This is a genomic window from Streptomyces sp. NPDC054887 (genome assembly GCF_053610585.1).
The window spans coordinates 170062-196445 of sequence record NZ_JBSGYQ010000003.1; the positions used below are offsets into that span (position 1 = coordinate 170062).

Sequence of the window (26384 nt, forward strand, 5' to 3'; positions counted from 1 at the left end):
TGGGGGAGCAGCATCAGCGCACCCCCGTCCCGGCCCCACGACCCTAGGAACCGACACCCATGACCCGCGTGATCGCCGGCACGGCCGGCGGACGCCGCCTGGCCGTCCCGCCGGGCAACGGCACCCGCCCCACATCCGACCGCGCGCGCGAGGGCCTGTTCTCCACCTGGCAGTCGCTGCTCGGCACGCTGGAGGGCATCCGCGTGGCCGACCTGTACGCCGGCTCCGGCGCCGTGGGACTGGAGGCGCTGTCGCGCGGAGCCGCCCACGCCCTGCTGGTCGAGGCCGACAGCCGGGCCGCGCGCACGGTCCGGGACAACGTCCGCACGCTCGGCCTGCCGGGCGCCGAAGTCCGGTCGGGCAAAGCGGAGCAGATCGTGACAGGTCCGGCGCCCGAGACGCCGTACGACGTGGTGTTCCTCGACCCGCCGTACGCCGTCACCGACGACGATCTTCGGGAGATCCTCCTCACACTCCGCACTCAGGGCTGGCTAGCGGGCGACGCCGTCGCCACCGTGGAGCGCAGCACAAGAGGTGGAGCGTTCAACTGGCCCACGGGATTCGAACCCCTGCGGGCCCGTCGCTACGGCGAGGGCACGCTTTGGTACGGTCGCGCCGCCTCTACGTGCGAAGACGCACGATGACCGGACCGGAGAGCGAGGGACCACCGATGCGCCGCGCAGTCTGTCCCGGGTCATTCGACCCGATCACCAATGGACATCTCGACATCATTGCCCGCGCCTCCAAGCTGTACGACGTCGTACACGTCGCGGTGATGATCAACCAGTCGAAGCAGGGGCTGTTCACCGTGGAGGAGCGGATCGACCTGATCCGCGAGATCACCGCCGAATTCGGCAACGTCCAGGTCGAGGCCTTCCACGGCCTCCTCGTCGACTTCTGCAAGCAGCGCGACATCCCGGCCATCGTGAAGGGCCTGCGCGCGGTCAGCGACTTCGACTACGAGCTCCAGATGGCCCAGATGAACAACGGCCTCTCGGGCGTCGAGACCCTGTTCGTCCCCACCAACCCCACCTACAGCTTCCTCTCCTCCAGCCTGGTCAAGGAGGTCGCGGCCTGGGGCGGCGACGTCTCCCACCTGGTCCCCCCGAGGGTGCTCGGCGCGCTCACCGAGCGCCTGTCGAAGAAGTGACGACCTGACGGAGCGTCACCAGGTGTCGGACCGGGGCCCACTGCCCGTACAGTCGTCCCGTCCGTCTCCAGCCGGAAGAACAGGTGGCGAGCACACGGTGGACGTGCAGAAGAAGCTCGACGAGATCGTCGAGGCGGTCGGCAGCGCCCGGTCCATGCCCATGTCGGCCTCGTGCGTGGTCAACCGCGCCGATCTGCTCTCGATGCTCGACGAGGTGCGCCAGGCCCTGCCCGGCTCCCTCGCGCAGGCCCAGGAGCTCATCGGCGGCCACCAGCAGATGGCCGAGCAGGCCCGCCAGGAGGCCGAGCGGATCATCGAGTCGGCCCACGCCGAGCGCGCTTCCCTCATCTCCGGCACGGAGGTCGCCCGCCGTTCCCAGGAGGAGGCCGACCGCATCCTCGCCGAGGCCCGCCGCGACGCGGAGGAGATCCGCGCCGAGGCCGACGAGTACGTCGACTCCAAGCTGGCGAACTTCGAGGTCGTCCTCACCAAGACCCTCGGCTCCGTCGACCGCGGCCGCGAGAAGCTGCTGGGCCGGGGCCCCGGGCTCGACGACCAGGGGTACGCCGACGAGGAGGCCCCGGAGCGCAGCCACGACCCGGAGACCCTCAGGCAGCGCGCGGACGAGTACGTCGACACCAAGCTCGGCGCCTTCGAGGCCGTGCTCTCCAAGACCCTCGAAGCGGTCGGCCGCGGCCGGCAGAAGCTGCACGGACGGGTGGCGACGGACGAGCTCGGCGCGCACATGCTGGCCCAGGACGAGGCGGGCCGGCAGCACACCAGCGACGCGGACTTCCTCGCCGACCTGGCCGAGCCGCACGCGGCCGCGCCGGCGCCCGAGCAGCCGCAGCCCCCGCAGATCCCCGCGCAGCAGCCGTACGACCCGTACGCCTACCAGCAGCCGACGCAGCAGCAGGACCCCTACGCGTACCAGCAGCCCCAGGACCCGTACGCCGCCCAGCAGCCCGATCCGTACGCCTACCAGCAGGACCCCTACGCGTACCAGCAGCAGGGCTACGACCAGGGCCAGAGCCAGGGCTACGGCGGGCAGCCGCAGCCGGGCGGGCACGTGCCGCAGCAGCAGGGCGGGCTCGACGAGACCAGCCTGTTCGACACCGGCATGATCGATCTCGACCGGCTGCGGGAGTACGAACAGGGGCGCTAGCCGCCGATTGGGCCCTGAGCGAAGCGTCAAGTATCCTGGCTCTTCGGTCGCGCGTATGCCCGCGATCACGGCTGCCCGCTTCGCGTTCCGCGACGGCGACACGGCGGCCCACCACACGATCCGAAAGCAGGAAGTCCCCTGAACGCCCACCTCGACCACCGCAACCCCCTCGTGTTCGACACACACGAGCTGGGCCGGCGTCCCGGTGCGCTCCAGCGGCTGACCCGCTCGGTGGGCGCCCCCAAGGACCTCGGTCTCGACGGGGTCATCGGAGTGCCCCAGGGCGCACCGGTGGAACTCAGGCTCCGCCTCGAATCCGTCATGGAAGGGGTGCTCGTCACAGGCACCGCCCGTGCGACGGCCGAGGGGGAGTGCGTAAGGTGTCTGGAGCCGCTGGAGCTGGACGTTGCAGCGGACTTCCAGGAGATGTTCTCGTACCCTGCCGCCGATGACCGGGGCCGCTCCAAAGCGGAACCGGCCGACGACGACGAGGACGACGAGGACAGGCTCTACCTCGAGGACGGTCTTTTCGACCTCGAGCCCGTGCTGCGTGATGCGGTGGTGCTCGCACTGCCGATGCAGCCGGTGTGCCGGGAGGACTGCCCCGGCCTGTGCCCGCAGTGCGGGATCAGGCTGGACGAGAATCCCGATCACAACCATGACGCCGTCGACATTCGATGGGCGGCACTGCAAGGACTCGCCGGGACCAACCAGGACGGCGAGAAGGACAACATTGGCGACGCCGCCGAGTCGGGCGTCGACGAGAAGCAGGAGAAGTAGCCGTGGCTGTTCCGAAGCGGAAGATGTCGCGCAGCAACACGCGCCACCGCCGGTCGCAGTGGAAGGCTGCGGTCCCCACCCTGGTTTCGTGTGAGCGTTGCCAGGAGCCGAAGCTCCAGCACATCGCGTGCCCGAGCTGCGGCACGTACAACAAGCGCCAGGTCCTCGAGGTCTGAGCGGCTGGTGAGAGGCACGATGTCTGACGCCAAGGCGGACAACGCCAAGAAGCCGGCGGAGAACACGGCCTCGTCCCACACGCTTCTGGAAGGGCGGCTCGGGTATCAGCTCGAGTCCGCCCTTCTGGTGCGCGCGCTGACCCACCGTTCGTACGCGTACGAGAACGGCGGCCTGCCCACCAACGAGCGTCTGGAGTTCCTCGGGGACTCCGTGCTCGGCCTGGTGGTCACGGACACGCTGTACCGGACCCACCCCGATCTGCCGGAAGGCCAGCTGGCCAAACTGCGGGCCGCGGTGGTCAACTCTCGTGCACTCGCGGAGGTGGGCCGCGGCCTCGAACTCGGCTCCTTCATCCGGCTCGGCCGGGGCGAAGAGGGCACGGGTGGCAGGGACAAGGCATCCATCCTCGCCGACACCCTCGAAGCGGTGATCGGCGCGGTCTATCTCGACCAGGGTCTCGGAGCCGCATCGGAACTGGTGCACCGGCTCTTCGATCCGCTGATCGAGAAGTCTTCGAGCCTCGGTGCGGGCCTGGACTGGAAGACCAGTCTCCAGGAGCTCACCGCGAGCGAGGGCCTCGGCGTTCCCGAGTACCTCGTATCGGAGACCGGACCGGACCACGAGAAGACCTTCACTGCTGCTGCCCGCGTCGGTGGTGTCTCGTACGGCACCGGCACCGGCCGCAGCAAGAAGGAAGCGGAACAGCAGGCGGCGGAGTCCGCGTGGCGCGCGATTCGCGCGGACGCGGACGCACGCGCGGCGGCGGCCCCGGCCGTCGCCGAGGCGACCCCCGTGACGGCCACGGCCGACGAGGCCACGGAGTCGGCCCAGGCCGGCGCCTGACCCGCCCGAGCACCGTCCTCTGTGCCCCCTGCCGGAATCCGGCAGGGGGCACAGAGGTATGCTGCTGACGTGCCCGAACTCCCCGAAGTCGAAGTCGTACGACGCGGATTGGAGCGCTGGGTCACCGGCCGTACCGTCGCCGAGGTGCAGGTCCTGCACCCCCGGGCCGTACGCCGTCACCTCGCCGGCGGCGAGGACTTCGCCGCCCGTCTCCAGGGGCACCGCATCGGGGCCGCGCGCCGCAGGGGCAAGTACCTGTGGCTGCCGCTCGAAGACACCGCCGCCTCCGTCCTCGGCCACCTCGGGATGAGCGGTCAGCTCCTCGTACGGCCCGTAACCGCCCCCGACGAGAAGCACCTGCGCATCCGCGTCCGCTTCACGGACTCCGGCCACGACTTCGCCCCGGGCGGCCCCGGCACGGAGCTGCGCTTCGTCGACCAGCGCACCTTCGGCGGGCTCTCGCTGCACGACAACGCGCCGGACGGACTCCCCGACGTCATCGCGCACATCGCGCGCGACCCGCTGGACCCGGCCTTCGACGACGACGCCTTCTTCGCCGCCCTGCGCCTGCGCCGTACGACGGTCAAGCGCGCGCTGCTCGACCAGTCACTGATCAGCGGCGTCGGCAACATCTACGCGGACGAGGCGCTGTGGCGCGCGCGGTTGCACTACGAGCGCCCCACCGCGACCCTCACGCGCCCCCGGGCGGCCGAGCTCCTCGGCCACGCGCGGGACGTGATGAGCGCCGCGCTGGCCGTCGGCGGCACCAGCTTCGACAGCCTGTACGTCAACGTGAACGGCGAGTCCGGCTACTTCGAGCGGTCCCTGGACGCGTACGGGCGCGAGGACGAGCCCTGCCGGCGCTGCGGCACCGCGATGCGCAGGCGGCCCTGGATGAACCGCTCCAGTTACTTCTGCCCCCGCTGTCAGCGTCCGCCGCGCGTCTCGTCGTAACGGGCCCGCGCGCTCAGCACCTGCGGCATGCGCCCCTCCACCAGCTCGATCAGGGCCAGCAGCCGTCCGGCGACCTCCTGGCCCAGCGGCGTCAGCTCGTAGTCGACGCGCGGGGGATTGGTCGGCTGGGCGTGCCTGCTGACGAGCCCGTCGCGCTCCAGCGCGTGCAGCGTCTGGGACAGCATCTTCTCGCTCACGCCGTCCACCCGGCGGCGCAGCTCGCTGAAGCGCAGCGTGCCGCTCGCGCGCAGCGCGCCCAGCGTCAGACCGCCCCACCGCCCGGTCACGGCCTCCAGGGTGCCGCGCGAGGGGCAGCCCCGGGAGAACACGTCGAACTCCGGCTCGTCCCGGGTCTCCTGCGCCGTGTCGTCCATGCGGCCAGCATATCGCCGGAGCACTAACTGCGAGAAAGCGCTCGGGTGGCCCGGGTGCGGCCCCCTCGGTCGCGGGCGACACGCCGGAAGAGGAGACTCGACAACGAGGGCAACGTGATGGGGAGGCGTCTCATGGCTCAGACCACCGCCGACAAGAAGCCGCACACACCGTTCTTCTCCCGCCCCCGTGTCCGCCGCTTCATGCCGTTCGTCCTGATCACCGCGGTCACGCTGGTCTTCGTCTTCGAGAACCGCGCGAGCGTCAGGATCCGCCTCCTCATCCCGGAGGTGACCATGCCGCTGTGGGGTGCTCTCCTGATCGCCTGGGGCCTCGGCGTACTCGCCTGCGTACTCACCGCGCGTCGTCACCGTCACCGGCACACGCGAGCGCCGCACACCTGAACTGCCGCGGCCCCCGCCCCGGACGGCGCCTTCATCGCTTCGGCACTCGACTGCGCCGGCCCCGGCCCGAGCTGTGCCTTGTCGCTGTCGGGCCGGTGTCGACCTGTGTACTCAGAAACCGAAGTTCTGCGTCCACCAGGGGCCGCCCGGCGCCGTGTGCACGCCTACTCCCAGGGTCTTGAATTCGCAGTTCAGTATGTTCGCCCGGTGGCCCGCGCTGTTCATCCAGGCGTCCATCACGGCCTCGGCGTCGGCCTGGCCGCGTGCGATGTTCTCGCCGCCGAGACCGTCGATGCCCGCCTTCTCGGCGCGGTCCCAGGGGGTCGCCCCGTCGGGGTCGGTGTGGTCGAAGAAGCCGCGGGTCGCCATGTCCTCGCTGAAGTCCTGGGCCAGCGCGCCGAGCGCCCTGTCGGCCCGTACCGGGGAGCAGCCGGCCGTCGCGCGCTCCTGGTTGACGAGCTTCAGTACGGCCGCCTCGGCGGCGGTCGCGGTGCCGGAGCCGGCGTCGTCCCCACCGCCGGTCTCGGGGACCTTCACGGACGGGGTGGGCACGACCCGCCGCGGCGGCGTGGTCTTCGGGGGCTCCGGCTTCTCGGTGCGCCGGTCGTCGGCGCTCTCCCGCCGGGGCGGCTTCGTGGACGGCTCGGCGGAGGGCTTGGGCGCGGACTTCGAGGGCTCGGACGGCTTGGCCGACGGGGTCTTCGACGGCGCGTGGGCCCGGTCGGTGTCCTGGGCGGCCGGGGTCGTCGCCCGGTCCGTGGGCCGCGCGGAGCTGCCGCCCTGCGTCTCCAGGCCGGCCGCGCCCTCGGCGCTGACCCGGTCGCCCGAGCCGCCGCTGATCGAGAAGTTCTCCCCGCCGGGAAGTACGCCGGAGGTGACGGCCACGGCGCCCAGGGCCACGGCGGCGGAGACGCCGAGCAGCCCCGTGCGCACGGGCGCCGCCCGCTTCTTCCTGCGGCGCGTACCCGTCTGGTACCGGCCTGCCGGTGCGTCCGCGTGGTCTGCTGCTACGGGTCCGGCGGCGGAGCGACGATGGCGTCCCATCTGCTGTGCCTTCCTGGTGCCTGCTCGACGTGGTCCGTCGATGCGTCTCACTCGAATGGGTGAGGCTTTATTTCGTCGGGACTGTACGCCATGACGCGTGGGGGCGAAGTGCCTCGTGTGCAATTGGCCCGTTAGCGTGCAGGCATGAACGAAGATGTACGGCTCACCGCCTGGGTGCGCGGCCGAGTACAGGGAGTGGGCTTCCGCTGGTTCACCAGGGCAAACGCTTTGGAGATCGGCGGCCTCGACGGCTTCGCGCTGAATCTGGAGGACGGCCGGGTGCAGGTCGTGGCCGAGGGCCCGCGTGAGAATTGCCACCGTCTGCTGGACTGGCTGCGCTCCGCCGACACTCCCGGGCGGGTGGACGGTGTGACCGAGATCTGGGGCACACCGCGCGGTGGTTATACCGGCTTCGCGATGCGTTGATCAATTCCGGTGCGGGGGGCGCCTCCGGCGCGTTCCACGCATGCCCGTGGCAAGCGCCTGGGACGGAAATGACCTGGTGGTTGCCAAGAAACAGTTGTCGTGGAAAGCTGCCGGAGTACGGATGATCTCTACGCCCCCAGGGCCCCGCAGATGAGGCGGCACCGCGCATGACGCGGCTGCGCGCCCCCGGGCTGCCCCGCGATACGGGGCGTGATCGTGTTGACCGTCAAACTTTTTGGTGAGACTCTGGAAGCCCCGCGCACCTTAGCTGTTTGGCATTGAGAACAACAGAGATGACAAGCACCGCGGGTGCGATTCCCTCACGACCCACCACCGCTTCGGTCGGTCACTCAGTGTGGAGGACCATCCATCATGGCAAAGGCGCTTCTCGGTTACGTCGGCGGCTCCGACCCGCGACTCCTCGCCGAGATGCGACGGCTTCAGCAGCGCGTCCAGGATCTTGAGTCCGAGCTCAACCGGATTCAGTCCGAGAACGACGCGCTGAGCGCCGCCGCTCACCACCGCGGAGATTCGCTGCTCGACAGCATCGACATCGACGTACCCCAGGCGGAGCCTGCGCTCACCTGACACGGCTCGTAGGAGAATCCGAGCCCGTCAGGCTGTCCGTATCAGCCGCTTGAGATCTGCTCAAGATCTAACAGCACGACATTGCAAGGGACGCTTCGGCGTCCCTTCTTTTTTCCCGCCCCTGTGTACACCTCTTCCCTTACCGTCTGATGTGCCCTGCACCTTCATGGGTGAAACCGGTGGTGAAAGGTAGAGTGCGGCGGTGCATCTCAAGGCCATGACTCTCCGCGGTTTCAAATCCTTCGCGTCGGCCACGACGCTGCGATTCGAACCGGGCATCACCTGCGTCGTCGGCCCCAACGGCTCGGGGAAGTCCAACGTCGTGGACGCCCTGTCGTGGGTGATGGGAGAGCAGGGGGCGAAGTCCCTGCGCGGCGGCAAGATGGAAGACGTGATCTTCGCAGGGACCACCGGGCGGCCGCCGCTCGGCCGGGCCGAGGTCTCCCTGACCATCGACAACTCCGACGGCGCGCTGCCCATCGAATACGCCGAAGTCACCATTACGCGGATCATGTTCCGCAACGGCGGCAGCGAATACCAGATCAACGGCGACACCTGCCGGCTGCTCGACATCCAGGAACTGCTCTCCGACTCCGGCATCGGGCGCGAGATGCACGTCATCGTCGGGCAGGGACAGCTCGACTCGGTGCTGCACGCCGATCCGATGGGACGCAGAGCGTTCATCGAGGAGGCCGCCGGCGTGCTCAAGCACCGCAAGCGCAAAGAGAAGGCGCTGCGGAAACTCGACGCGATGCAGGCGAACCTCTCGCGCATACAGGACCTGACCGGCGAACTGCGACGCCAGCTGAAGCCGCTCGGGCGGCAGGCGGCGGTCGCGCGGCGGGCCGCCGTCATCCAGGCCGACCTGCGCGACTCCCGGCTGCGCCTGCTCGCCGACGACCTGGTCGGGCTGCGCGAGGCGCTGCGCGCGGAGATCGCCGACGAGGCCGCGCTCAAGGAGCGCAAGGACGCCGCCCAGGCCCAGCTCCGGGCGGCACTCGCGCGGGAGGCGGAGCTGGAGGACGCGGTACGCCGCCTCGCTCCGCGACTCCAGCGGGCGCAGGAGACGTGGTACGAGCTGTCGCAGCTGGCGGAACGGGTGCGCGGCACGGTGTCGCTGGCCGACGCCCGGGTCAAGAGCGCGACGGCCCCCCAGGAGGAGGAGCGGCGCGGGCGCGACCCCGAGGACATGGAACGCGAGGCCGCACGGGTCCGGGAGCAGGAGGCGGAACTCGTAGCCGCGCTGGAGGCGGCGCGGCGGGCGCTGGAGGACACCTCCGGGCACCGGGCCGAGCTGGAGCGCGAACTCGCCGAGGAGGAGCGCAGGCTCAGGGACGCGGCCCGCGCGATCGCCGACCGGCGCGAGGGCCTCGCCCGGCTCAGCGGCCAGGTCAACGCGGCGCGCAGCCGTGCGGGTTCGGCGCAGGCGGAGATCGACAGGCTGGCCGCCGCCCACCGGGACGCCCAGGAGCGCGCCGCAGCCGCACAGGAGGAGTACGAGCAGCTCAAGGCCGAGGTGGACGGGCTGGACGCGGGCGAATCCGACCTCGCCGACCAGTACGAAGCCGCCCGGCGGGAGCTGGCCGGGGCGGAGGCCGGGCTCACGGCGGCCCGGGAGGCGGTCACCTCCGCCGAGCGCCGCCGGGCGGCGACCTCCGCCCGGCACGACGCACTGGCCCTGGGCCTGCGCCGCAAGGACGGCACGGGCGCGCTCCTCGCCGCACGGCCCGCACTGGCCGGGCTGCTCGGCCCGGCGGCGGACCTCCTGTCGGTCGCCCCGGGCTTCGAGGTGCCGGTCGCGGCGGCGCTGGGCGCGGCGGCCGACGCGATCGCGGTACGGGACCCGGCCACGGCGGCCGAGGCGATCCGCCTCCTGCGCAAACAGGACGCGGGCCGGGCGGTGCTGCTGCTGAGCGGGCCCGGTGACGACGCGGACGCGGGCGCCGAGGCCGGTCCCGGCGTGCCCGTGGCCGAGTTGCCGGGGCGGGCGTCACCGGAGGACGCGGCCGGCGCCGCGCGCCCCGGGGCGGTCCCCGGGCAGGCGGGCGTGCCCGGGAGCGAGGGAGCCGACGTACGTGGCGCGCCGGGTCCGAGCGGTGAGGCGGCTGCCGGCGTGAGCGACGTCGCCGCAGCGGTCGCCGGGGGAGCCGGGGCAGGCCGGGCGGCCGTCGCCGTGGCCGCGCCCCGGCCGGCCGGCGGCTCCCCGGCGCCGGTCGCCGAACTGGTGCGCGGCCCCGCCGCGCTCATGCCGGCCGTACGGCGGCTCGTCCGGGACATGGTCGTCGTCGGGACGCTGGAGGACGCCGAGGACCTGGTCACGGCCCACCCCCACCTGACCGCGGTGACCGCCGAGGGCGACGTCCTGGGGGCGTACTACGCGCACGGTGGTTCGGCGGGCGCGCCGAGCCTGCTGGAGGTACGGGCCTCCGTGGACGAGGCCGCCGCCGAGCTGGAGGAGCTGGCCGTACGGTGCGAGGAGCTGGCGGCGGCGCAGCACCGGGCGGGGGAGCGGCGCGACGCCTGCGCCGCGCTCGTCGAGGAGCTGGCGCAGCGCCGCCGCGCCGCCGACCGGGAGAAGTCCGGCGTCGCCCAGCAGCTCGGGCGGCTCGCCGGCCAGGCCCGAGGCGCCGCGGGCGAGGCGGAACGGTCGGCCGCGGCGGCCGCCCGCGCCCAGGAAGCCCTGGAACGGGCCGCCCAGGAGGCCGAGGAACTCGCCGAGCGCCTGCTGGTGGCGGAAGAGGCGCCCCTGGAGGAGGAGCCGGACACCTCGGTGCGGGACCGGCTCGCCGCCGACGGTGCCAACGCCCGGCAGACCGAGATGGAGGCCCGGCTCCAGGTCCGCACGCACGAGGAGCGGGTGAAGGGCCTCGCCGGGCGCGCCGACGCCCTCGACCGGGGGGCGCGCGCGGAGCGCGAGGCACGCGCGCGCGCCGAGCAGCGGCGCGCCCGGTTGCGCGAAGAGGCGCGGGTGGCCGCCGCCGTCGCGTCCGGTGCGCGCGGTCTGCTGGCGCACGTCGAGGTCTCGCTCGTACGGGCCGACCAGGAGCGGGCCGCCGCCGAGGCGGACAGGGCCGGCCGCGAGCGGGAACTGGCGGCCGAGCGCGGCCGGGGCCGCGACCTCAAGGCGGAACTCGACAAGCTGACCGACTCGGTGCACCGCGGCGAGGTGCTCGGGGCCGAGAAGCGGTTGCGCATCGAGCAGCTGGAGACCAGGGCGCTGGAGGAGCTCGGCGTAGAACCGGCCGGACTCGTGGCGGAGTACGGTCCCCACCAGCCCGTACCGCCGTCTCCGCCCGCCGAGGGGGAGGACGTCCCGGACGATCCGCAGGACCCCCGCAACCAGCCGCGGCCCTTCGTACGAGCCGAGCAGGAGAAGCGGCTGCGGGCGGCCGAACGGGCGTACCAGCAGCTCGGGAAGGTGAATCCGCTGGCCCTCGAGGAGTTCGCGGCGCTGGAGGAGCGGCACAAGTTCCTCTCCGAGCAGCTTGAAGACCTGAAGAAGACGCGCGCCGACCTGATGCAGGTGATCAAAGAGGTCGACGAGCGTGTGGAACAGGTCTTCAGCGAGGCGTTCCGGGACACGGCGAGGGAGTTCGAGGGCGTCTTCTCACGGCTCTTCCCGGGCGGCGAGGGGCGCCTGATCCTCACGGATCCCGACAACCTGCTCACCACAGGGGTGGACGTCGAGGCCCGGCCGCCGGGCAAGAAGGTCAAGCGGCTGTCCCTGCTGTCCGGCGGCGAACGCTCGCTCACCGCGGTGGCCATGCTGGTCTCGATCTTCAAGGCCAGGCCGAGCCCGTTCTACGTGATGGACGAGGTCGAGGCCGCGCTGGACGACACCAACCTCCAGCGGCTCATCCGGATCATGGAGGAGCTCCAGGAGAGCTCGCAGCTGATCGTGATCACTCACCAGAAGCGGACGATGGAGGTCGCCGACGCGCTGTACGGCGTCTCCATGCAGGGGGACGGCGTCTCCAAGGTCATCAGCCAGCGTCTGCGCTGATCGGGCTCATCTCTTCAAGCCTTGAACGCAAGTCGACACGCTGCATCCACAAAATTCACGTTCCCCACCTCTTGACTTCGAAACCTGAAGGCATAGTCTCGGCAACGTCGTTTTTACCTTCAAGTGGTGCGCGGCGCGATGTTGTGCCCCACTTGAAGTGCTTGCCCCCCACGCCAGGCGACGCGGCCAGGCACCAGGAGTTGATGTGACCAGCACAGCGCAACCACCGGCGTCCGGAGCCCGAGCGGCTCACCCGGACCACCTCGGCCACGTCATCTTCATCACGGCGGCAGCCGCGATGGGCGGCTTCCTCTTCGGCTACGACAGTTCCGTCATCAACGGCGCCGTCGAGGGCATCCGGGGCAAGTACGACGTGGGGTCCGCGACCCTGGCCCAGGTCATCGCCATCGCCCTGATCGGCTGCGCCATCGGCGCCGCCACCGCGGGCCGCCTCGCCGACCGCATCGGCCGTATCCGCGTCATGCAGATCGCGGCCGCGCTGTTCACGATCAGCGCCGTCGGCTCCGCGCTCCCCTTCGCCCTGTGGGACCTCGCCTTCTGGCGGGTGCTCGGCGGCATCGCCATCGGCATGGCCTCCGTCATCGGCCCCGCCTACATCGCCGAGGTCGCCCCGCCGGCGTACCGCGGACGCCTCGGCTCCTTCCAGCAGGCGGCGATCGTCATCGGCATCGCGGTCTCCCAGCTTGTCAACTGGGGCATCCTCAACCTCGCCGACGGCGACCAGCGCGGCGAACTGCTCGGCATCGAGGCATGGCAGGTCATGCTCGGCGTCATGGTGGTCCCGGCGGTGCTGTACGGCCTGCTGTCCTTCGCCATCCCGGAGTCCCCGCGCTTCCTGATCTCCGTGGGCAAGGTGGACAGGGCGAAGGCGATCCTGGCCGACGTCGAAGGCAAGAACGTCGACCTCGACCTGCGCGTCACCGAGATCGAGAACGCGATGCGCAGCGAGCACAAGTCCACGTTCAAGGACCTGCTCGGCAGCCGCTTCGGTTTCCTGCCCATCGTCTGGGTCGGCATCGGCCTCTCGGTCTTCCAGCAGCTCGTCGGCATCAACGTCGCCTTCTACTACTCCGCGACGCTGTGGCAGTCGGTCGGCATCAACCCGAGCGACTCGTTCTTCTACTCGTTCACCACGTCGATCATCAACATCATCGGCACCGTGATCGCCATGATCTTCGTCGACCGGATCGGCCGCAGGCCGCTCGCGCTCATCGGCTCGACCGGCATGGCGCTCGCCCTGGCCTTCGAGGCGTGGGCCTTCTCCGCCGACCTGGTCGACGGCAAGCTGCCGCACACCCAGGGCATCGTCGCTCTGATCGCCGCCCACGTGTTCGTCCTCTTCTTCGCCCTCTCGTGGGGTGTCGTGGTCTGGGTCTTCCTCGGCGAGATGTTCCCCAACCGGCTCCGCGCCGCCGCGCTCGGCGTCGCCGCCTCCGCGCAGTGGATCGCCAACTGGGCGATCACCGCGAGCTTCCCGAGCCTCTCCGAGTGGAACCTCTCGGGGACGTACATGATCTACACATTCTTCGCCGTGCTCTCGATCCCCTTCGTGCTCAAGTTCGTGAAGGAGACCAAGGGCAAGGCGTTGGAGGAGATGGGCTAATCCCCGCTGCCCCTCTCCTCGAACACGGCACTGCCCCGGCTCACCCGTTGAGCCGGGGCAGTACGTCTTCACAGAACAGCTGGAGGCTGCGCCAGCCCTCGTCGACCGGCATCCCGCCGCACAGCGGATGCAGGACGAGACTGTCCGCCGCGAGCCCGGCGCACTCGTCCGGCGTCACGACGCGGTAGACCCCCTCGCCGCGCAGCTCCTCGACGGTGGTCGCCCGCGAACGCACGGCCGACCTGATGTCCTTCGACTGCCACGAGGCGTACGTCTGCGCCTCGTGCAGGAAGTGCTCGCCGTACCGCGCCCACGTGCGGTCAGGGTCCCGCGAGACGTGCAGCAGCGCCGTCCCGGCCGACGGCATCATGCAGAAGCCCGGCCCTGCCTCGGTTCCGAACTCCGCCCGCTGCGCGTGGTAGTACGCCTCCAGCTCCGGCAGGTGCGCGCTGGGGAAGAACGGCAGCCCGAACCGGGCCGCACGCCGGGCCGCCGCCCGCGACGATCCGCCGACCAGCAGCGTCGGATGCGGCTGGGTGTACGGCCGCGGCGTGACGCGCACGGTCCGCCCGCGGTACGGAAAGGGCTCCCCGGTCCACGCCAGGAGCAGCGTTTCCAGCACCTCGTCCTGGAGGGCGCCGCGCCGCTCCCACTCGACGCCGAGCTGCTCGTACTCCTCCGGCCGGTAGCCGATGCCCGCCACCGTGACCAGCCGCCCCCGGCCGATCAGGTCGAGTACGGCGATGTCCTCCGCCAGCCGCAACGGCTCGTACAGGGGACCGACGACCGCCGAGACGGTGACCGCGATGCGCCGGGTCGCGCCCAGTACCGCGCCGGCGAGGACGAGCGGGGAGGGGAGCCACCCGTTCGCGGTGCCGTGGTGCTCCTCGGTCTGCACCGTGTCGACGCCGCGGTCGTCCGCGTACGCCGCCATCTCCAGCGCCGCGCGGTAACGGGCCGCGTGGCCGGCGGGGGTCGCGTCCGGATCGACGAGGTTGAAGCGGACCACTGTGAAGACCATGACGAAACGTCCCCCTCCGCCGGATGCCGGATGCCGGTGTGGCGAAGGGGGACGTTAGTTGACGTGACGTCAGATGGACAGGCTTCCGGCGGGCTCGCGGACGGCCCGCTGCCCGTCCGTGTCCGGCTCCGGGGCCTTCGTCCTCGGCAGCGCCGCGTACAGCAGCCCGGCCACGACGACGGTCGCCGCCCAGCCCAGACCGTTGCGCCCGATCCAGGAACCGGCCAGCGGCCCGGTGAACCAGTCCACCTTCGTGAAGAGCAGACCGCTCACCAGCGCCACCCCCCACGCCGTCATGGCCTGCCAGGCGAAACCGCCGCGGTACCAGTAGCCGCTGGTGCGGGTGGTGTCCATCAGCGCCTCGCCGTCGTACGTGCGCCGGCTCAGCATGTCCACCCCGAAGACGCCGATCCACGCCGAGAACGCCACGGCCAGCAGGGTGAGGAAGGAGATGAACGAGCCGAAGAAGCTCGTCGCGACGACCATCAGCAGGAAACCGAAGACCAGGCTGATGACCGCGTTCACACTCACCGCCCAGGCACGCGGCACGTTGATGCCCAGCGTCTGCGCGGTGAAACCGGCCGAGTACATCGACATCGAGTTGATGAGCAGCATGCCGATGAGGGCGATCAGCAGGTACGGAACGGCGATCCAGCTCGGCAGCAGTTCACCGATGAAGGACACCGGGTCCTTGGCCGACGCCAGGTCCGGCGTGCTGACGGCCATCACCGCGCCCATGAGCACCATCGGCAGGACGACGACGCCCGCGCCGCCGACGGTGGCGGCGACCATGCCCCCGCCCGAGGCGGTACGCGGCAGGTAGCGGGTGAAGTCGGGCCCCGAGGGCACCCAGCTGATGCCGCCGGCCGCGATCGTGCCGATGCCCGCGATCATCATCGCGGTGGAGCCGGCCGGCTTGGCGAACACGGCGGACCAGTCGGTGCCGGCGATCAGGTAGATCAGCACGAGCACGCTGAAGGCGCCGAAGAGGTACGTCGACCAGGTGCTGCACCGGCGCAGCGCGTTGATGCCGAGTCCCGAGACGAGGAACGTGCAGCCGACGAAGAGCAGCAGCGTCACGACGATCAGAGGGGTGTTGCTCTTGATGCCGAAGAGCAGGTCGAGCACGGTCAGCACGGCATAGGCGCCGGTCACCGCGTTGATCGTCTCCCAGCCCCAGCGCGCCACCCAGATCAGCGAGCCGGGGAAGAGATTGCCCCGCTGGCCGAACACCGCCCGGGAGAGCGCCATGCCGGGCGACCCGCCGCGCTTGCCCGCGATCGAGATCAGACCGGTGAGCCCGTACGAGACGACGGGCGCGGCCACCGCGACGACCAGGACCTGCCAGATGTTCAGGCGGTTGAAGACCACCAGGCCGGCGCCCATGGTGAGCAGGAGCACGCTGATGTTGGCGGCGACCCAGGTCGGGAACAGTTCACGGACGCGGCCCGAGCGCTCGTCGTCGGGAACGGGCTCGAGGCCGCGGGTCTCTATCGCGCCCTCGGACTCGGGGGCGGACGTTTCAGGCATGGTGGAACTCCGTGCGGGGGTGGGGGGAACGAACAGCATCTTACGGTCACACCGGCGTACGGTCCCCCCAAAAGGTCCAAATCCTCTCCCGGGCCGTCGTGCGATCGTCCGAGGAAGCCGCTGGAACACGGGCGTGGCTGATACTGGGTGAGTTATGGAAATCCTCATCCTTGCTGTAGTCATCGCCCTGGTCGCGATCGGCGCCATCAGCGGGCTCGTGGTCAGCAGCCGCAAGAAGAAGCAGCTGCCGCCGCAGGCGCCGCCGACCACGCCGACCATCACCGCCCCGCCCGCCGAACCGCACGTCGGCGAGGACGCGGCGCCACCGCGCGACGAGGCGCGCCGGACCATCGAGGAGGTGGACCTCCCCGACGCGTCGACCGCCGTCGAGGAGCCCGTCGCCCTCGAGGACCCGGTCGTCGCCGAGCCCGTCGCGCCCGAGATCGAGGTCCCCGAGCCCACCGCCGGCCGCCTGGTGCGGCTGCGCGCCCGGCTCGCCCGCTCGCAGAACACCCTCGGCAAGGGCCTGCTGACCCTGCTCTCCCGCGAGCACCTCGACGAGGACACCTGGGAGGAGATCGAGGACACCCTGCTCACCGCGGACGTCGGCGTGGCCCCCACCCAGGAACTGGTCGAGCGCCTGCGGGAGCGGGTACGGGTGCTCGGCACGCGTACGCCCCAGGAGCTGCGCGGCCTGCTCCGCGAGGAGCTGCTGAACCTGCTCGGCACCGGCATGGACCGCGCGGTGAAGACCGAGAGCGCCGCCGACATCCCCGGCGTCGTCATGGTCGTCGGCGTCAACGGCACCGGAAAGACCACCACCACCGGCAAGCTCGCCCGCGTACTGGTGGCCGACGGCCGCAGCGTGGTCCTGGGCGCGGCGGACACGTTCCGCGCGGCGGCCACCGACCAGCTCCAGACCTGGGGCGACCGGGTCGGCGCGCGTACCGTGCGCGGCCCCGAGGGCGGCGACCCCGCGTCGGTCGCCTTCGACGCGGTGAAGGAAGGTATCGCCGAGGGCGCGGACGTCGTGCTCATCGACACGGCCGGCCGGCTGCACACCAAGGCCGGGCTCATGGACGAGCTGGGCAAGGTCAAGCGCGTCGTGGAGAAGCACGGCCCCCTCGACGAGGTGCTGCTCGTCCTGGACGCGACGACCGGGCAGAACGGTCTGGTGCAGGCGCGGGTGTTCGCGGAGGTCGTGGACATCACCGGCATCGTGCTGACGAAGCTGGACGGCACCGCGAAGGGCGGCATCGTCATCGCCGTGCAGCGCGAGCTGGGCGTACCGGTGAAGCTGATCGGCCTGGGCGAGGGCCCCGACGATCTGGCGCCGTTCGAGCCGGAGGCGTTCGTCGACGCCCTGATCGGCGACTAGACCGACACGTCGTACGCGAACGCCGGGCGGGCTCCCCACGGGGGCCCGCCCGGCGTTCGTGCGGGTGGCCGCGCCGTCACGCCGGTGAGCGGTGGGCCACGTACGCCAGCGTCCCCAGCAGCAGCCGGGCCGGCGGCGGGGCCTGCGCCGTGTCCAGGGACGGCGGACGGAGCCAGCGGACCGGGCCGAGGCCGCCCAGGTCGGACGGCGGCGCGACGAGGTGGTCGCCGGGACCGCGCCCCCGCAGGTCGAGGTCGGCGTCGTCCCAGCCCATCCGGTACAGGAGGTGGGGCAGCTCCGCGGCGGCCCCGGGGGCGACGAAGAACTGGGCCCGGCCGTCCGGCGTCCCGGCCACCGGGCCCAGCGGCAGTCCCATCCGCTCCAGCCGTACGAGCGCCCGGCGCCCCGCGGCCTCGGCGACCTCGATGACGTCGAACGTACGGCCCACGGGGAGCAGCACCGCCGCGCCGGGGAAGTCGGACCAGGCTCCGGCGACCTCGTCGAGGGTGGCGCCGGCCGGCACCTCGGACGCGAAGTCCAGCGGATGGGCGCCGGGCGCCCGGCAGGACGTGTCGCCGCACGAGCAGGCCCGCGCTCCGGAACCCGCCGCGCCGCCGGAGGCCGCTCTGGCGCCGGGCACGACCGCCCAGCCCCAGAGGCCGGTGTACTCGGCCACCGTCGTGCAGTCCGGCATGCGGCCGCGGCGCCGTGCGCCGGACCGTGTCTCGCGGCCGATCGTGAAGCCCATGCCCCCTCCAACGGGTCCGGTGCGCCGGTGGTTACGACCTGGAGTCAAGTCGTTACGCTCCGCTGCCGTCGAGGTGGTCCGCACGGCGCACAGTGTCGTAGGAGGTGGTGCGGGCAGGACCGAGCGCCCCGGCGCACACCGCTCCACCGACTCCCCATCGGCGTATGTCAAGTGAATCGCGCCTGGCGGCAGGGGAGTTCATTCGTTGGGGTGGCGAATGGTGGCGATTGTGGAATCGCCATGGCCGGAGGGGTGATCGTAGGATTACTTTCGGTACACGAACCCCGGAATAACCGCGCGTGTGGGTATGCCGGAGGCAAGCCGGTTTCCTGTTCGAGGGCTGCATCCCGGGGACAACAGGCCGCAACTCACGGCATTCTGTCAGGGGTTCGGGCAAAGAGACTTCGGCGGGATGGGGGCGTTCCAGTGGGCGGCAGTGGCGCAGGCGGTACGAACGCTGGGAAGCGCCCGAACGAGCAGCTGGGCTCGTGGTTCGTGCGCAGCGGCTGGTCCAAGGGCGAGCTCGCGCGTCAGGTGAACCGCAGGGCCCGCCAGATGGGCGCGCACCACATCAGCACGGACACCTCGCGGGTCCGCCGCTGGCTGGACGGCGAACAGCCCCGCGAGCCGATCCCGCGCATCCTGTCCGAGCTGTTCTCCGAGCGCTTCGGCAGCGTCGTCGCCGTCGAGGACCTCGGGCTGCGCACCGCCCACCAGTCACCCTCGGTGTCCGGCGTCGACCTGCCCTGGGCGGGCCCGCAGACGGTCGCCCTGCTCAGCGAGTTCTCGCGCAGCGACCTCATGCTCGCCCGCCGGGGCTTCCTCGGCACCTCCCTCGCCCTCGCCGCGGGACCCGCCCTCATCGAACCCATGCAGCGCTGGCTCGTCCCCTCGCCCGCCGGGGAGCCCCGCCGCCCCGAGCCGGCCGGATCGTCCCGGCGGCCGTCGCGGCTGTCCAGGCCCGAGCTCGACCTGCTGGAGTCGACGACCGTGATGTTCCGCCAGTGGGACGCCCAGTGCGGCGGCGGGCTGCGGCGCAAGGCGGTCGTCGGACAGCTGCACGAAGTGACGGACCTGCTCCAGGAACCGCAGCCCGAGGCCACCTCCAAGCGGCTCTTCAAGTGCGCCGCCGAGCTGGCCGAGCTGGCCGGCTGGATGAGTTACGACGTGGGCCTCCAGCCCACCGCGCAGAAGTACTTCGTCCTCGCGCTGCACGCCGCGAAGGAGGCGGGCGACAAGCCCTTCGGCTCGTACGTCCTGTCCAGCATGAGCCGCCAGATGATCCACCTCGGCCGTCCCGACGACGCGCTGGAGCTCATCCACCTCGCCCAGTACGGCAGCCGCGACTGCGCCACGCCCCGCACCCAGGCGATGCTGTATGCGATGGAGGCCCGGGCCTACGCCAACATCGGGCAGCCCAGCAAGTGCAAGCGGGCCGTGCGGATGGCCGAGGACACCTTCTCCGACGCCGGTCTCGACGGCGAGCCCGAGCCCGACTGGATCCGCTTCTTCTCCGAGGCCGAGCTCAACGGCGAGAACGCCCACTCGTACCGCGACCTGGCCTACGTGGCCGGCCGCAGCCCCACGTACGCCTCGCTCTCCGAGCCCGTCATGGAGCGCGCCGTCGAGCTCTTCGGCAAGGACGAGGAGCACCAGCGTTCGTACGCACTGAACCTCATCGGCATGGCCACCGTGCACCTGCTCAAGCGCGAGCCCGAGCAGTCCGTCGTACTGGCCGAGAAGGCCCTGGGCGTCGCCCGGCGGGTCCGCTCGGAGCGCGTCAACACGCGGCTGCGCAAGACGGTCGACACCGCCGCCAGGGACTTCGGCGACGTCGCCCAGGTCGTCGACCTCACCGACCAGCTCGCCGCCCAGCTGCCCGAAGCCGCGGAAGCGGTCTGAGGGCCCTTCGGGCGGCCACCACAGACGCCGGCCGCGACAGCCACCCCGTGAAGCCCGACTCGGCTCCCCCGCGCCAGGTCAACCGGGTGGCCGTCGCGGCCGGTCTTGTGCCCGTCGCGACCGATGATTGCGACACGATAACGGCCGTCCGGCGCCCAGTCCCGCGGTTCACCCGCACGTAACACGCACGACCTCTTCGTCATGGGTGCGAAACATCGAGCGGCACTGGCCGAAACCGTGCTGCGTCAACCTCGTGGCCTATAGCGGCGCACCCCTTTGCTGCCGAACAGGCCAACAGGCTCCGCCCCCGCACGGGCCGCACCGACGACGAGGAGACGCCGATGCCTCCAGGCATCACGACGCTTGCCGCAGACAAGATCGAACTGTCTGCCGCCAATACCGGCTTCATGCTCATCTGTTCCGCCCTGGTGATGCTGATGACGCCGGGCCTGGCCTTCTTCTACGGAGGCATGGTCCGCGTCAAGTCCACCCTCAACATGCTGATGATGAGCTTCATCAGCCTCGGGATCGTCACCATCCTCTGGGTGCTGTACGGCTTCAGCCTCGCCTTCGGCTCCGACGTCGGCTCGGTCATCGGCTGGTCGTCCGAGTACGTCGGACTGGGCGACATCGGAGTCACCGAACTCTGGGACGGCTACACCATCCCGGTGTACGTGTTCGCCGTCTTCCAGCTGATGTTCGCCATCCTGACCCCCGCCCTGATCAGCGGCGCCCTGGCCGACCGCGTGAAGTTCACCGCCTGGACGCTGTTCGTCACCCTCTGGGTCACCGTCGTCTACTTCCCGGTCGCGCACTGGGTGTGGGGCTCCGGCGGCTGGCTCTTCGAGATGGGCGTCATCGACTTCGCGGGCGGCACCGCCGTCCACATCAACGCCGGCGCCGCCGCGCTGGGCGTCATCCTGGTCATCGGCAAGCGCGTCGGCTTCAAGAAGGACCCGATGCGCCCGCACAGCCTGCCCCTGGTGATGCTGGGCGCCGGGCTCCTGTGGTTCGGCTGGTTCGGGTTCAACGCCGGCTCCTGGCTGGGCAACGACGACGGCGTCGGCGCCGTGATGTTCCTCAACACCCAGGTGGCCACCGCCGCCGCCATGCTCGCCTGGCTGGCGTACGAGAAGATCCGGCACGGCTCGTTCACCACCCTGGGCGCCGCGTCCGGCGCCGTCGCGGGACTCGTGGCCATCACCCCGGCGGGCGGCGCGGTCAGCCCGCTCGGCGCGATCGCCGTCGGCGCGATCGCCGGTCTGCTGTGCGCCATGGCCGTCGGCCTGAAGTACAAGCTGGGTTACGACGACTCGCTGGACGTCATCGGTGTCCACCTCGTCGGCGGTGTCGTCGGCTCCCTCCTCGTCGGTCTCTTCGCCACCGGCGGCGTGCAGTCCGACGCCAAGGGCCTCCTCTACGGCGGCGGGTTCGACCAGCTCGGCAAGCAGGCCGTGGGCGTCTTCGCGGTACTGGCCTACTCTCTGGTGGTCTCCGCACTCCTCGCCTTCGTCATCGACAAGGTGATGGGCATGCGGGTCCCCGAGGACGACGAGGTCTCCGGCATCGACCAGGTCGAGCACGCCGAGACCGCGTACGACTTCAGCGGAGCGGGCGGCGGTTCGGCCTCCCGCACGGCCGCACCCGCCCCCGGCCCCACCGACAGGGCCGGCGCCGCGACGCAGAACAAGAAGGTGGACGCATGAAGCTCATCACCGCGGTCGTCAAGCCGCACCGGCTCGACGAGATCAAGGAGGCCCTCCAGGGCTTCGGAGTCCAGGGACTCACCGTCACCGAGGCCAGCGGATACGGCCGCCAGCGCGGCCACACCGAGGTCTACCGGGGCGCCGAGTACACGGTCGATCTCGTACCGAAGATCCGGATCGAGGTGCTGGTCGAGGACAGTGACGCCGAACAGCTCATCGAGGTGGTGGTGAAGGCCGCCCGCACCGGCAAGATCGGCGACGGCAAGGTGTGGAGCGTGCCGGTCGAGACGGCGGTCCGGGTCCGGACCGGCGAACGCGGCCCGGACGCCCTCTGACCTGACCGCACGGCGAAAACGGGAGCTGCTGGGTGACGAGCGCAAGAGTGACCACCGAACCGTCCGACGACTCGGGACCCAGCGGCTACGCGGCGGCCCGGCTGCGACTCCTCCAGGAGGAGTCGCGGTCCGGGCCGTCGCGCCGCGCCGGCCTCGCGCGGCTGACCGACGACTGGCTGGAGGCGCTGTTCAGCACCGCGGCCCGCGAAGCGGGGGTGCGCGGCGCGGCGCTCGTCGCCGTCGGCGGCTACGGCCGCGGCGAACTGTCGCCGCGCAGCGACCTCGACCTGCTGCTCCTGCACGACGGCCGCGCCGACAGCGGCGCGATCGCCGCCCTGGCCGACCGGGTCTGGTACCCGGTGTGGGACCTGGGCCTGGCGCTCGACCATTCCGTGCGCACCCCCGCCGAGGCGCGCAAGACCGCCGGCGAGGACCTCAAGGTCCACCTCGGCCTCCTCGACGCCCGGCACATCGCGGGCGACCTCGGAGTCACCGCCGGGCTGCGGACCGCCGTACTGGCCGACTGGCGCAACCTCGCGCCCAAGCGGCTGCCCGAACTCCACGAGTTGTGCCAGGACCGGGCAGCGCGGCAGGGCGAACTCCAGTACCTCCTCGAACCCGACCTGAAGGAGGCGCGCGGCGGCCTGCGCGACGCCACCGTGCTGCGCGCCGTCGCCGCCTCCTGGCTGGCCGACGCCCCGCGCGAGGGTCTCGACGCGGCGCGGCGCCGGCTCCTCGACGTACGCGACGCACTGCACCTGACCACCGGGCGCGCCACCGACCGCCTCGCCCTCCAGGAGCAGGACCAGGTGGCCGAGGCGCTCGGGCTGCTCGACGCCGACACGCTGCTGCGTGAGGTGTACGAGGCGGCGCGCACCATCACGTACGCCGGTGACGTCACCTGGCGCGAGGTCAACCGCGTCCTGCGCGCCCGGTCCGTGCGGCCCAGGCTGCGCGCCATGCTCGGCGGCAAGACCGCGCCCGAACGCACCCCGCTCGCGGAGGGCGTCGTCGAACAGGACGGCGAGGTGGTCCTCGCCCGCACCGCGCGGCCCGAGCGCGACGCGGTGCTCCCGCTGCGCGCCGCCGCCGCGGCGGCCCAGTCGGGGCTGCCGGTCTCGCTGCACGCCGTACGCCGCCTGGCCGCCGTGGCGCGCCCGCTGCCGGTGCCGTGGCCCGCCGAGGCGCGCGAGGAACTCGTCACCCTGCTCGGCGCGGGCGAGGCGACCGTCGCCGTGTGGGAGGCGCTGGAGGCGGAGGGACTCATCACGCGGCTGCTGCCCGACTGGGAGCGGGTCCGCTGCCGCCCCCAGCGCAACCCCGTCCACACCTGGACCGTCGACCGGCACCTGGTCGAGACGGCCGTCCGGGCCTCCGCGCTCACCCGCCGCGTGCACCGCCCCGATCTGCTGCTGACCGCCGCCCTGCTGCACGACTTCGGCAAGGGCTGGCCCGGCGACCACTCGGTGGCCGGCGAGATCATCGCCCGCGACGTCGCCACCCGCATCGGCTTCGACCGCGCGGACGTGGCCGTGATCGCCACGCTCGTACGCCACCACCTCCTGCTCGTCGAGACCGCGACCCGGCGCGACCTCGACGACCCGGCGACCGTCAGCGCGGTCGCCGACGCCGTCGGATCGACCGGCACCCTGGAACTCCTGCACGCCCTCACCGAGGCGGACGCCCTGGCCACCGGGCCCGCCGCCTGGTCCACCTGGCGCGCCTCGCTCGTCACCGACCTCGTCGGGCGCGTCGCCGCCGTCCTCGCGGGCGCCGAACCGGCCGCCCCGGAACCCGCCGCCCCCAGCGCCGAGCAGGAACGCCTGGCCATCGAGGCGTACCGCACCGGCGGGCCGGTCCTGTCGCTGCGCGCCCAGCCGGAGGCGCACGGGGAGGAGGCGGGGGAGGAGCCGGAGCCCCTGGGCGTCGAACTGCTGATCGCCGTACCGGACCAGTCCGGTGTCCTGCCCGCCGTGGCCGGCGTACTGGCCATGCACCGGCTGACCGTACGCACGGCCGAACTGCGGGCCGCCGAACTGCCCGGCCAGGTGGCCGGCGACGGCCCGGCGGAGGTCGGCGGCGTCCTGCTGCTCGACTGGCGGGTGGCGGCCGAGTACGGGGCGCTTCCGCAGGCCGCCCGGCTGCGGGCGGACCTCGTACGCGCCCTGGACGGCTCGCTGGACATCCCCGCCCGCCTTGCGGAGCGGGAGCGGGCGTACGAGCGCAACCCGCGCCGCCGGGGCGCCCAGGCCCCGCCGCCCCGCGTCACGGTCGCCCCCGCCGGCTCCCGCCTCGCGACGGTGATCGAGGTGCGCGCCCAGGACGCCCCCGGGCTGCTGCACCGCATCGGTCACGCGCTGGAGGCGGCGAAGGTACGGGTGCGCAGCGCGCACGTCTCGACCCTGGGGGCGAACGCGGTCGACGCGTTCTACGTCACAGGGACCGACGGCGCCCCGCTGCCGGACACCGAGGCGGCCGAGGTGGCGACGGCGCTTGAGGCCGCGCTGCGGTAGGGGAAGGGGGCGGCCCCCACCGCGGACGGGCAGATACCCTGGGGGCATCTGTGTCCACCCGCCCCCTGACCCGAGGATTCGCGACCGCCGTGTTCGATACTCTTTCCGACCGCCTCGCAGCGACATTCAAGAACCTCCGGGGCAAGGGCCGCCTTTCCGAGGCAGACATCGACGCCACGGCACGTGAGATCCGTATCGCGCTGCTCGAAGCGGATGTCGCGCTGCCCGTCGTCCGGGCGTTCATCAAGCAGATCAAGGAACGCGCCGCCGGGGCCGAGGTCTCGCAGGCGCTGAACCCCGCCCAGCAGGTCATCAAGATCGTCAACGAGGAGCTCATCGGCATCCTCGGCGGCGAGACCCGCCGGCTGCGGTTCGCCAAGAACCCGCCCACCGTCATCATGCTCGCCGGCCTCCAGGGCGCCGGTAAGACGACCCTCGCCGGAAAGCTCGGCCTGTGGCTCAAGGGCCAGGGCCACTCCCCGATCCTCGTCGCCTGCGACCTCCAGCGCCCCAACGCCGTCAACCAGCTCAGCGTCGTCGCCGAGCGCGCGGGTGTCGCGGTGTACGCGCCCGAGCCGGGCAACGGCGTCGGCGACCCGGTCAAGGTCGCCAAGGACTCGGTCGAGTACGCGAAGAACAAGCTGCACGACATCGTCATCGTCGACACCGCCGGCCGCCTCGGCATCGACCAGGAGCTGATGCGGCAGGCCGCGGACATCCGCGACGCCGTCAGCCCCGACGAGGTCCTGTTCGTCGTCGACGCGATGATCGGTCAGGACGCGGTCAACACCGCCGAGGCGTTCCGCGACGGCGTCGGGTTCGACGGCGTGGTGCTCTCCAAGCTCGACGGCGACGCCCGCGGTGGCGCCGCCCTGTCGATCGCGCAGGTCACCGGCCGCCAGATCATGTTCGCCTCCAACGGCGAGAAGCTGGACGACTTCGACGCGTTCCACCCGGACCGCATGGCGTCGCGCATCCTCGGCATGGGCGACATGCTGTCGCTGATCGAGAAGGCCGAGCAGACCTTCAGCCAGCAAGAGGCCGAAGCGATGGCGGCCAAGCTGGCGAAGGGCCCCAAGGAGTTCACGCTCGACGACTTCCTGGCCCAGATGGAACAGGTCCGCAAGATGGGCTCCATCTCCAAGCTGCTCGGCATGATGCCCGGCATGGGGCAGATCAAGGAGCAGATCGCCAACATCGACGAGCGCGACGTGGACCGCACGGCCGCGATCATCAAGTCGATGACCCCCGCCGAGCGCCAGGACCCGACGATCATCAACGGCTCGCGCCGCGCGCGCGTGGCCAAGGGCTCGGGCGTCGAGGTCAGCGCGGTGAAGAACCTCGTGGAGCGGTTCTTCGAGGCCCGCAAGATGATGTCGAAGATGGCGCAGGGCGGCGGCATGCCCGGCATGCCGGGGATCCCGGGCATGGGCGGCGGCCCCGGCCGCCAGAAGAAGCAGCAGAAGCAGGCCAAGGGCAAGCGCAAGAGCGGCAACCCGATGAAGCGCAAGCTCGAGGAGCAGGCAGCGGCCGAGCGCCGCGAGCAGGCCGCGCAGGCCGGCGGCGCGCTGGGACTGCCGGCCGGTCAGGGCGCCAAGGACTTCGAACTGCCCGACGAGTTCAAGAAGTTCATGGGCTGACACCCGCCGTCTCCAGGACTCGGCGGACCGGCACACCCGGTCGTACGCACACAGCGCCGCGGGCGCCCCTCCTTGCCGGAG

At 71.6% G+C, this 26384-nt stretch carries 23 protein-coding genes; 18 read left to right on the forward strand and 5 right to left on the reverse strand.

Going from position 1 to position 26384, the window contains the following annotated elements:
* The first annotated feature begins 59 nt into the window (after positions 1-59).
* The 7 genes from rsmD (at position 60) to mutM (ending at position 5069) form a co-directional block, all read left to right on the forward strand.
* Positions 60-644: a 16S rRNA (guanine(966)-N(2))-methyltransferase RsmD gene (gene rsmD / locus ACWGH0_RS03170; protein ID WP_453402373.1), complete on the forward strand. Its 585-nt coding sequence runs from the start codon at positions 60-62 to the stop codon at positions 642-644.
* Positions 645-670: 26 nt separating this feature from the next.
* Positions 671-1150 carry a pantetheine-phosphate adenylyltransferase gene (coaD, locus tag ACWGH0_RS03175; RefSeq protein ID WP_453402374.1) on the forward strand — a complete coding sequence of 160 codons (480 nt, stop codon included), beginning with the start codon at positions 671-673 and terminating at the stop codon, positions 1148-1150.
* A 97-nt stretch (positions 1151-1247) separates the two neighbouring features.
* Positions 1248-2315 carry an ATP synthase F0 subunit B gene (locus ACWGH0_RS03180; protein ID WP_453402375.1) on the forward strand — a complete coding sequence of 356 codons (1068 nt, stop codon included), beginning with the start codon at positions 1248-1250 and terminating at the stop codon, positions 2313-2315.
* Positions 2316-2453: 138 nt separating this feature from the next.
* Positions 2454-3095 (forward strand): YceD family protein, encoded by a 642-nt coding sequence (locus ACWGH0_RS03185; RefSeq protein WP_453402400.1) that lies wholly within the window; start codon positions 2454-2456, stop codon positions 3093-3095.
* A gap of 2 nt (positions 3096-3097) precedes the next feature.
* On the forward strand, positions 3098-3271 hold the full coding sequence (gene rpmF / locus ACWGH0_RS03190) for a 50S ribosomal protein L32 (RefSeq protein WP_003965982.1): 174 nt from the start codon (positions 3098-3100) through the stop codon (positions 3269-3271).
* A 19-nt stretch (positions 3272-3290) separates the two neighbouring features.
* Entirely contained in the window at positions 3291-4115 is an 825-nt protein-coding gene (rnc, locus tag ACWGH0_RS03195) for a ribonuclease III (protein WP_453402376.1), read from the forward strand.
* 69 nt (positions 4116-4184) lie between these two features.
* Positions 4185-5069, forward strand: a complete 885-nt coding sequence (gene mutM / locus ACWGH0_RS03200; RefSeq protein ID WP_453402377.1) for a bifunctional DNA-formamidopyrimidine glycosylase/DNA-(apurinic or apyrimidinic site) lyase — start codon at positions 4185-4187, stop codon at positions 5067-5069.
* Here the strand turns inward: mutM and ACWGH0_RS03205 are convergent.
* Complete coding sequence (locus ACWGH0_RS03205; protein WP_453402378.1) at positions 5042-5443, reverse strand: winged helix-turn-helix transcriptional regulator; 402 nt, start codon at positions 5441-5443, stop codon at positions 5042-5044. The genes mutM and ACWGH0_RS03205 overlap by 28 nt on opposite strands.
* Positions 5444-5575: 132 nt before the next feature.
* Between ACWGH0_RS03205 and ACWGH0_RS03210 the strand changes: the two genes are divergently transcribed.
* Positions 5576-5845, forward strand: coding sequence for a hypothetical protein (locus ACWGH0_RS03210; RefSeq protein ID WP_453402379.1), 270 nt, complete (start codon positions 5576-5578; stop codon positions 5843-5845).
* A 111-nt stretch (positions 5846-5956) separates the two neighbouring features.
* Here ACWGH0_RS03210 and ACWGH0_RS03215 read toward each other — a convergent pair whose 3' ends face one another.
* Positions 5957-6889: a CAP domain-containing protein gene (locus tag ACWGH0_RS03215; protein ID WP_453402380.1), complete on the reverse strand. Its 933-nt coding sequence runs from the start codon at positions 6887-6889 to the stop codon at positions 5957-5959.
* A gap of 144 nt (positions 6890-7033) precedes the next feature.
* On the opposite strand from ACWGH0_RS03215, the gene ACWGH0_RS03220 reads away from it, so the two are divergent.
* The 4 genes from ACWGH0_RS03220 (at position 7034) to ACWGH0_RS03235 (ending at position 13530) form a co-directional block, all read left to right on the forward strand.
* Positions 7034-7315: an acylphosphatase gene (locus tag ACWGH0_RS03220; protein WP_453402381.1), complete on the forward strand. Its 282-nt coding sequence runs from the start codon at positions 7034-7036 to the stop codon at positions 7313-7315.
* Between the two features lie 372 nt (positions 7316-7687).
* A complete protein-coding gene (locus ACWGH0_RS03225) occupies positions 7688-7903 on the forward strand; it encodes a hypothetical protein (RefSeq protein ID WP_028814575.1) in 216 nt (71 codons plus the stop codon).
* Between the two features lie 202 nt (positions 7904-8105).
* Entirely contained in the window at positions 8106-11906 is a 3801-nt protein-coding gene (locus ACWGH0_RS03230; protein WP_453402382.1) for an AAA family ATPase, read from the forward strand.
* A 205-nt stretch (positions 11907-12111) separates the two neighbouring features.
* Positions 12112-13530 (forward strand): sugar porter family MFS transporter, encoded by a 1419-nt coding sequence (locus tag ACWGH0_RS03235; RefSeq protein ID WP_453402383.1) that lies wholly within the window; start codon positions 12112-12114, stop codon positions 13528-13530.
* 40 nt (positions 13531-13570) lie between these two features.
* On the opposite strand, the gene ACWGH0_RS03240 is transcribed toward ACWGH0_RS03235, so the two are convergent.
* Positions 13571-14551: an LLM class flavin-dependent oxidoreductase gene (locus ACWGH0_RS03240; protein ID WP_453402384.1), complete on the reverse strand. Its 981-nt coding sequence runs from the start codon at positions 14549-14551 to the stop codon at positions 13571-13573.
* A 69-nt stretch (positions 14552-14620) separates the two neighbouring features.
* Positions 14621-16081 (reverse strand): cytosine permease, encoded by a 1461-nt coding sequence (locus tag ACWGH0_RS03245; protein ID WP_453402385.1) that lies wholly within the window; start codon positions 16079-16081, stop codon positions 14621-14623.
* A gap of 154 nt (positions 16082-16235) precedes the next feature.
* On the opposite strand from ACWGH0_RS03245, the gene ftsY reads away from it, so the two are divergent.
* Entirely contained in the window at positions 16236-17459 is a 1224-nt protein-coding gene (ftsY, locus tag ACWGH0_RS03250; protein WP_453402386.1) for a signal recognition particle-docking protein FtsY, read from the forward strand.
* A gap of 76 nt (positions 17460-17535) precedes the next feature.
* Here the strand turns inward: ftsY and ACWGH0_RS03255 are convergent, their stop codons facing one another.
* Positions 17536-18207 (reverse strand): bifunctional DNA primase/polymerase, encoded by a 672-nt coding sequence (locus ACWGH0_RS03255; protein WP_453402387.1) that lies wholly within the window; start codon positions 18205-18207, stop codon positions 17536-17538.
* Positions 18208-18633: 426 nt separating this feature from the next.
* On the opposite strand from ACWGH0_RS03255, the gene nsdA reads away from it, so the two are divergent.
* The 5 genes from nsdA (at position 18634) to ffh (ending at position 26303) form a co-directional block, all read left to right on the forward strand.
* Complete coding sequence (gene nsdA / locus ACWGH0_RS03260; protein WP_453402388.1) at positions 18634-20109, forward strand: transcriptional repressor NsdA; 1476 nt, start codon at positions 18634-18636, stop codon at positions 20107-20109.
* A gap of 341 nt (positions 20110-20450) precedes the next feature.
* Complete coding sequence (locus ACWGH0_RS03265) at positions 20451-21815, forward strand: ammonium transporter (protein WP_453402389.1); 1365 nt, start codon at positions 20451-20453, stop codon at positions 21813-21815.
* On the forward strand, positions 21812-22150 hold the full coding sequence (locus tag ACWGH0_RS03270) for a P-II family nitrogen regulator (protein ID WP_453402390.1): 339 nt from the start codon (positions 21812-21814) through the stop codon (positions 22148-22150). Before ACWGH0_RS03265 ends, ACWGH0_RS03270 begins: the two co-directional genes overlap by 4 nt.
* Positions 22151-22182: 32 nt before the next feature.
* The gene (locus ACWGH0_RS03275) at positions 22183-24663 is read left to right on the forward strand and encodes a [protein-PII] uridylyltransferase (protein WP_453402391.1); all 2481 of its coding nucleotides are present in this window, start codon (positions 22183-22185) and stop codon (positions 24661-24663) included.
* 89 nt (positions 24664-24752) lie between these two features.
* Entirely contained in the window at positions 24753-26303 is a 1551-nt protein-coding gene (gene ffh, locus ACWGH0_RS03280; protein WP_453402392.1) for a signal recognition particle protein, read from the forward strand.
* Positions 26304-26384 lie beyond the last annotated feature (81 nt).